Annotated in this window: 6 protein-coding genes and 2 pseudogenes; 3 read left to right on the top strand and 5 right to left on the bottom strand. The window is 67.7% G+C overall.

Annotated elements, in window-relative coordinates:
- From BR85_RS15700 to BR85_RS10435, 5 genes and pseudogenes are all read right to left on the bottom strand, one after another.
- Positions 1–259, bottom strand: a pseudogene (locus BR85_RS15700) (IS30 family transposase); the annotation flags it as partial.
- Between the two features lie 47 nt (positions 260–306).
- Positions 307–1178, bottom strand: a pseudogene (locus BR85_RS15695) (IS3 family transposase); the annotation flags it as partial.
- A 209-nt stretch (positions 1179–1387) separates the two neighbouring features.
- Entirely contained in the window at positions 1388–2083 is a 696-nt protein-coding gene (locus BR85_RS10445) for a hypothetical protein (RefSeq protein WP_028496170.1), read from the bottom strand.
- A gap of 57 nt (positions 2084–2140) precedes the next feature.
- Positions 2141–2635 carry a DUF6326 family protein gene (locus BR85_RS10440; protein WP_051526254.1) on the bottom strand — a complete coding sequence of 165 codons (495 nt, stop codon included), beginning with the start codon at positions 2633–2635 and terminating at the stop codon, positions 2141–2143.
- Between the two features lie 48 nt (positions 2636–2683).
- Positions 2684–3679: an NAD(P)-dependent alcohol dehydrogenase gene (locus BR85_RS10435; protein WP_197018610.1), complete on the bottom strand. Its 996-nt coding sequence runs from the start codon at positions 3677–3679 to the stop codon at positions 2684–2686.
- Positions 3680–3810: 131 nt separating this feature from the next.
- Between BR85_RS10435 and BR85_RS10430 the strand changes: the two genes are divergently transcribed.
- Genes BR85_RS10430 through BR85_RS10420 form a run of 3 tightly spaced genes read left to right on the top strand, consistent with a single transcriptional unit; the run spans position 3811 to position 6297 of the window.
- Complete coding sequence (locus BR85_RS10430; protein ID WP_051526255.1) at positions 3811–4518, top strand: DUF2306 domain-containing protein; 708 nt, start codon at positions 3811–3813, stop codon at positions 4516–4518.
- A 4-nt stretch (positions 4519–4522) separates the two neighbouring features.
- Positions 4523–5647 (top strand): sensor histidine kinase, encoded by a 1125-nt coding sequence (locus BR85_RS10425; protein WP_028496172.1) that lies wholly within the window; start codon positions 4523–4525, stop codon positions 5645–5647.
- Positions 5644–6297 (top strand): response regulator, encoded by a 654-nt coding sequence (locus BR85_RS10420; RefSeq protein ID WP_028496173.1) that lies wholly within the window; start codon positions 5644–5646, stop codon positions 6295–6297. Before BR85_RS10425 ends, BR85_RS10420 begins: the two co-directional genes overlap by 4 nt.
- Positions 6298–6313 lie beyond the last annotated feature (16 nt).

Raw genomic sequence — 6313 nt, 5'->3', positions numbered from 1 at the left:
CCTCCCGCTCACGGAACGACAAGTACCGGCCTGAAGGGGGCTTGCTCAGATCGAACGGCGGCATGCCGCCAGCGTTGTGGAACCACCGGCCACCGACCGGCTGCGACACCCCGACCCGCGCCGCAGCTTCTTCCGGCAACAACCCCGTCGCAATCTCGACCCAGAACCGATGCTGCACCTCTCGCGGGATCGGAGGCGTGCCCGGAGACCGAAGCCTTGGCCGCACCGCTCGATCTGCCTGCTGTTGTCGTCGAACCATCCAAACACCTCCGATTCAAGGTGTTGCGACGACCAGTTGAATCCGCCCTGACTTCCCCTATCGCTGTGCACGGTCGTCCCTGTCGGGTTTCGACGCTGGATCGCCATCCGCAACGCCGAGACCGCGAGTTCTGAGGTCATCCGTTCGTTGATCGAGTAACCGACGATCCGGTTCGACCACACGTCCTTGATGGCGCAGAGATAGAGCTTGCCTTCACCGGTCGGGTGCTCGGAGATATCGGTGAGCCAGAGCCGGTCCGGGCCGGTCGCGGTGAACTCGCGCCGCACCAGGTCGTCGCGCACCGGCGGGCCGACCAGTCGCCCCTTGCCGCGCCGTTTGCGGACGAACGCACTGAAGATCTCGTTCTCCGAGCAGACCCGCCACACCCGCCTCTCCGATGCGGTGAACCCGGCCTCAGCGAGCTCGTCGGCGATGAACCGGTATCCGAACGCGGGGTCGTCGGCATGCACATCGATCGCCGCGTTGATCAAGTGCGCATCGTCCCAATCCCGCTGCGACACCGGGTCTCCGAGCCATCGGTAGTACGGCTGTTTCGCGAACTTCAGCACCCGGCACGTCACCGCGACGGGGATCCCATCGGCGGCGAGTTCACTCACGAGCGGGTAGAGCCTTTTGGGCCCGACAGGTTCGCCTGCGACAGATACGCTGCCGCCCGCCGGAGGATCTCGACCTCCTGCTCGAGAAGCTTCACCCGCTTGCGCAACTCACGATTCTCGAGCGCTTCGCTCGAGCTCACACCGGGACGGCGACCGCCGTCGACTTCAGCGATCTTGACCCGTCTCTGCACACACGACTCCGAGATCCCGAAGTCCTTCGCAATCTGAGCGAACGACGACTCTCGTCTCAGCGCGATCGCAACGACATCGTCCCGGAACTCCTTAGGGAACGGCTTAGGCATGAGGACATCCTTCCAGCGGCGACGAATCACCACAGATCAGGAGTCACCCAAACCCTCAGCAGTCCCCACTGGTCCTCGTTGTCGTTGCGCTGAATGCAGCGAAACGCCGATGCGGCTGCGGGTGACCCGAGCGCCGAGCAGGATGAGGCAGGACTTCTGTCAGACGAGGTCGGCGGTGTTGATGGCGAGTCGACGCCGCACCATCGCGGTCACCGCTTGAGGAGTCGTACGCCGGTTACGAGAAGCCAGACGACCCAGCCCGCGAAGCCCAACAGCCCGACGAAGATCAGTGTTGAGCCACCGGCGATCGCGAGGCTGCCGAGCCCCGCAGCGAGAAGCAGGGTCCCACCGACCAGGCCCAACACACGCTGCCAACCCGGAGTCAGTCCGCTCACGTGCGCCGCGACGGATGCACCGAGGAAGGTGGTGCCGAGCATCGGCAGCACAAACCCGAATGCAGCCGCGTGCATCCGCCAGACGAGTTCGAATGCGGCGGTCGGCGCGGAGAGCGCGTCGGCCGAGAGCGTGAGCCCGATCTGCGTGATGTTGAAGAGCACGAATACGGCCGTCAGGGTCGCGCCGGCCGCCACGGCGAGGCCCGACCAGTCGGCGCCTGCCCCGCCGTGTCGCGTAACGAGGCCATGCAGGCCCGTCACGAAGACGAGCAGCAACGGCAGGTACAGGGCCACCAACCCGGATATGACTGCGACCGCACTGCTGTTTGCCGCGTAGTAGGCCACCACGTCTTCCATCGGAGCGCTGTACGACGGCGCCCCTGTCACCGCGAACACCACGTTCTCTATCACCCACAGCACCGCGAACGCGATCGCCGAGGCGCCGACGAGCCGGTCTCGAGCCAGCGCTCGGCGAGCCGGCGTGTAGGCGGTTTTCTTCGGTGTGGGCATCGCTTACTCCTTCGTCGCGGTCGGTTGATCGGTGTTCGCTCGATCAGGCAGACGGCGTCAGCCGTGAACTCGGTGTCTCACGTCCGCAGCAGCGGCGAGGTCGTCTGGGGAGGCGGAGCTGCGGGGCCACGTCCAGGCGGTGCGCAGGATGAACGCGAGCACGATCAGTTCGAGTGCGACGGCCAAGAGGTAGAAGTACATCCACGAGTTGCCGACCTGCCCGACCGCGTTGAACGCCGCGAACGGGACCTGCAGAGCGGCCACGACGAGGTTGGTGATCCGGTTCGCTTGGGCGGGCAGCGCGATCGACAGCAGGACCATGAAGATCGGGATCGCGAGGAGTGTCAGAACCGTCACCGCCCACGTCCCGTTGGTCTCGAACTCCCAGACGACGCCGGCGAGGATGTCATCGACGACGCCGGGTTTGTAGAAGGCGAAGATGTCCACATAGGCGTAGAGGAAGACGAAACTCGTCCATGCGGCAGCGAGTTTGAGCTGCGCGGCGATCGGCGGACTGTCGAGCAGCTTGCGGGTGTTCGTTCGCTTGGCCATGGTTGCTCTCTTCTCGGTGAGTCTCGATGACTCGATCGGTGGGTGGCTTCACGCGGACGTGACGCGCAGCACGACGTTGCCGCGCTTGCGGCCGGTGTCGACGTAGCGGTGCGCTTCGACGATGTCGGCGAGGTCGTAGGTGCGGTCGATGACGGGGTGGAAACGACCTGCTTCGGCGAGGCTGACCAGGTGGGCGAGTTCCGGAGCGCCGGGTCTGCCGACGTCCCAGGTGACGAGCTTTCCCGACCTGCGGCTCTGCCCGCCACTGCGCAGCATCCCCCGCAGGTCGCAGATGACGAGCAGCAGCGCACCGCCCGGATTGATGGATGCGTCGACCCCATCGAAGGCGGCGTTGCCGACGCAGTCGACGATCACGTCGTATCGGATGCCGTTCGCGGCGAAGTCCTGCCGGGCGTAGTCGATGGTGCGGTCGGCTCCGAGGGAGGTCACGAACTCGGTGTTCCTGCCGCTGGTCACTGCGGTGACGTGGGCGCCGAGCAGTGTGGCGAGCTGGATGGCAGCCGTTCCGACGGCCCCGGACGCACCGTTGACCAGAACGCTCGTGCCCGCCCCGATCGAGACTTTCGACAGGAAGCCCTGGGCTGTCATGCCGCCGAACACCAGCGTGACAGCCTCCTCGAAGGTGAGGTTGGCGGGGGCCCGGGTGATGCCGCCGTCCTCGGGCACGCACACGTACTCGGCGTGACCACCGAACGCGCTTCCCGTTGCGGCGATCACCCTGTCACCCGGGGCGAAAGCGCTGACGCCGGGCCCGACAGCTTCGACGACGCCCGCTGCATCCATGCCCAAAACGCGTCTCTTAGGTCGGAACAGGCCGATGCCGGCGGCTGCGAGCAGGCCGAGCCCGCGGGGGACGTCGCGCGCTCGCGCCCTATGATCGGCGACACTCACGGTGCTCGCATGCACTCGGATGAGCACCTCGCCGGACTTCACCGCGGGCACGGGGCGCCGCTCGAGGCGCACAACGTCTGGAGCACCGAATGCGTCATAGACGGCGGCGGTCATCAGGGTGTTCGTTGCCATACCTCGACACTCGCGGCTCCGCCAGCCGCCCGCATCAGCAGAACGGCCCGAACCATCTCGGCCGAAAGTACGGGTCTCGACTCGTGCTCCGTGCCGATGCGGGCTCCCCGGCAACAAGGGAGCATCGAGCCATGTTCTCGACTCGCGCCGGCACCCGCACTGCGAACCCGACCGGCGAGAGACCCCGCTCACGCCACCGGAGTGGCTGGCTCGCCATCACCGGGCTCCTGCTGCTGAGCGCACTGCCCGTGGTCGGAGGGGCACTTCGTCTCGGTGAGTTGACAGCTCAGAACACACTCCTCGATCACTCGCCAGTGCCGTTGATCGGCCACGTCGTGGCGATGAGCGCGTTCTGCCTGCTCGGCGCCTTTCAGTTCTCGCCCGCGCTGCGCATCCGTCGCATATGGCATCGCGCGACGGGTCGCGTGCTCATCCCGGCCGGTTTCATCGCGGCACTCTCCGGTGTGTGGTTGGCGGTCGTCTTCGGTGGGCGCGCGGATGAGTTCGCGCAGGCGATGGTCCGCCTCGCCTTCGGCGTCGCGATGACCGGGTGTCTGGTGCGGGGGGCGTTCGCGATCAGGCGGGGCGACTTCGCTGCGCACGGCGCGTGGTTCACGCGCGCCTATGCGATCGCCGTCTCCGGCGGCACCCAGGCGCTCGTCTTCGTCCTGTGGGCCCTCATCTTCGGCGAGGAGGTCGACACCTTCGGCGAACCGTTCCTCGTCGCCGCGGGCTTCGTGATCAACAGCGCGGTGGCCGAGTTGATCATCATCAAGCGCGCCCGAGCATCCCGTGCCCCTGCATCCCGTGCCCCTGCATCCGGTGCGCTCGTATCATGAGGTGGTGACCGGGCTCCTGCGTTCCGCGTGGAGCGCGCCGAGTGCGGTTCCCCCACCACCGCGGCGGGTGTGGCGCGACTGGGTGCTCCTCGCCGTCGTCGTTGCGCTCGCGATCGTCGAGACGATCCTGCGCACCGACCTCCCCCTTCCACTGGCCTCCGCGCTCAGTGTGCTGGCGACCGCTCCCACAGTGCTGTGGCGCCGAACTCGGCCCTTGCTCATGCTCGCGATCGCGGTCGCCGTGGGCACCCCCGTGCAGCTGCTGTCTCCTGGATCCGAGCTCAACGCGAGCGTGTTCGTCGTGGTGCTCGTGTACGCGCTGTTCCGATGGGGCTCCGGCCGTGAGCTGCTGCTCGGCTCCGCGCTGCTGCTCACGGTGCTCGGGGTGTCGTTCGCGCGCGCGCCGGGGTTCGACATCCTCGTCGGAGGGTTCGCGGTGCTGCTGTCGGTGTCCGTGCTCGGCGTCGTGTTCCGCGCATGGTCGGCCGCGAACCGGCGGCGAGTCGACCGCATCCGTTCGCTCGAGCGGGAGCACCTCGCCCGCGACCTGCACGACACGGTCGCCCACCACGTCACGGCGATCGCGATCCGCGCTCAGGCGGGTATCGCCGTGGCGGCACGAGATCCCGCTGCCGCGACCGATGCCCTCGCCGTGATCGAGGCCGAGGCCGCCAAGACCCTCGGCGATCTGCGCTCGATGGTGCGGGTGCTGCGTCAGGGCGAAGACGCCGAACTCGCACCCACCCCGCGCCTCAGCGACATCGAGGGACTCGCGGGCACGCGCCCGGGTGGCGCCGCGGTCACGGTGCGGGTCGCCGGCGACGACGGCAGCATTCCGATGCCGGTGGTCGCAGCCGTCTTTCGCCTCGCCCAGGAATCGGTGACCAATGCGCTGCGCCACGCGCGACAGGTCACCCGCGTGGCCGTGGACGTCGACGTGAGCGCGAACGGGGTGCACCTGAGCGTGACCAACGACGGCGACGCCGCCCCCGCCCCGACCCCCGGCTTCGGCATCGTGGGCATGATGGAGCGCACCGCCCTGCTCGGCGGTACCTTTCAGTCCGGGCCGATGCCGAGCGGCGGGTGGGCCGTCACCGCGACGCTGCCTCGTGTTGGATGGGCCGCGTGACCATCCGAGTGCTCGTCGCCGATGACCAGGAGCTCGTGCGCACCGGGATGAGCATGATCCTGGACGCGCAGCCTGACATAGAGGTGATCGGCCAGGCGGTCGACGGCACCCAAGCCGTCGCGCTCGCCCGCAGCCTGCGACCGGATGTGTGCCTGTTCGACATCCGGATGCCGGGTCTCGATGGCATCGAGGCGACCCGTGCCATCGCGGGACCCGGTGTGGAAGATCCCATGGCGGTCGTCATCATCACCACCTTCGACCTGGACGAGTATGTGTTCGCCGCGCTGCGATCAGGCGCGAAGGGATTCCTGCTCAAGGGCGCCGGGCCGCAGCTTCTCGCCCAGGCGATTCGCGCTGCGGCCAGTGGGGACGCGCTCATCGCACCCAGTGTCACCGTGCGGCTGCTCGAGGCGTTCGCCGGGTCGGAGCCCGCGGCGTCGCCCGCGCAGCCGCTCGAGCCGCTCACCGATCGCGAAGAGCAGGTGCTCGCCAAGGTCGCCGGCGGGTTGAGCAACAGCGAGATCGCCGGCGAACTCTACATCACCCTCAGCACGGTGAAGACCCACGTGGCGAACCTGATGACCAAGCTCGGCGCTCGCAATCGCGTGGAGATCGCGATCTGGGCGCACGAGACGCGGCGCACGCGTTAGCCGTCTCGTCGACTGT

It is taken from the genome of Microbacterium sp. UNCCL10, assembly GCF_000746195.1.
Classification (GTDB): domain Bacteria; phylum Actinomycetota; class Actinomycetes; order Actinomycetales; family Microbacteriaceae; genus Microbacterium; species Microbacterium saccharophilum.
Note: the sequence above shows the minus strand (reverse complement) of the source record. Positions and strands in the feature narration are given on the sequence as shown.

Coding starts and splice junctions, on each gene's coding strand:
- BR85_RS10445 (WP_028496170.1), bottom strand. CDS start 2,083: ATGCCCACACCGAAGAAAACCGCCTACACGCCGGCTCGCCGAGCGCTG.
- BR85_RS10440 (WP_051526254.1), bottom strand. CDS start 2,635: ATGGCCAAGCGAACGAACACCCGCAAGCTGCTCGACAGTCCGCCGATC.
- BR85_RS10435 (WP_197018610.1), bottom strand. CDS start 3,679: ATGGCAACGAACACCCTGATGACCGCCGCCGTCTATGACGCATTCGGT.
- BR85_RS10430 (WP_051526255.1), top strand. CDS start 3,811: ATGTTCTCGACTCGCGCCGGCACCCGCACTGCGAACCCGACCGGCGAG.